Here is a 619-nt window from a genome sequence, read left to right on the forward strand (position 1 = left end):
TGGGATAGGTTGCTTTCTTTTTCTATGAAACCTCCAAGATCACCTTCTTTTACATCACCAAAGTCTTTTAATGCACGTATGCGGTGTAGAGTATGTCTATCAACTTCGATTGTCTCATCAGTCAGTTCGTATTTTTTCACCATGCTTTTTCTCCAGTGGACATGATATTATCGCCATCAATATCCGCATCACGATAAATTTTTGCGTCACCATAAATACGTGCATTACCGGAAACCGTTGCCATTCCATAAACTTCGGCAAAACCGTAAACATGTGCATTATGTTTAATTCGTGCACTACCATAAACTTCAGCATCATCATAAACTTGAGCATTATCGTAAACGCAAGCACAAGATAAGACAAATGCTTTACCACCCACCCAGCAATTACCATGATGCGATAGGTTGTTTTCATTTTCTATAAAGCCGCCTAAATTACCTTTTTTAATAACTCCAAAGTCTCTTAAAGCTCGGATACGGTGAAGAGTTACCCCTTTAAACTCAGCTTTCTCATCAGTAAGGTCGTACTTCTTTTCCATGGTGTATTTCTTTTAATGCATGTGTTGTCGTTTAAATTCTTGAGACAGCAGGCCCATGCTTTTTGTTTTAATTTTATCAGC

The 619-nt window shown here is 38.0% G+C and carries 1 protein-coding gene; it reads right to left on the reverse strand.

The genetic code is table 11. From position 1 onward, the window contains the following. Positions 1-136: 136 nt before the first annotated feature. Positions 137-538, reverse strand: a complete 402-nt coding sequence (locus tag ACFIO5_RS12660) for a hypothetical protein (protein WP_375705594.1) — start codon at positions 536-538, stop codon at positions 137-139. Positions 539-619: the final 81 nt, after the last annotated feature.

The organism is Bartonella sp. AA86SXKL (genome assembly GCF_042196885.1).

Bases quoted from the DNA above. Each gene is read 5' to 3' on its own strand.
- ACFIO5_RS12660 (WP_375705594.1), bottom strand. From the start codon at position 538: ATGGAAAAGAAGTACGACCTTACTGATGAGAAAGCTGAGTTTAAAGGG.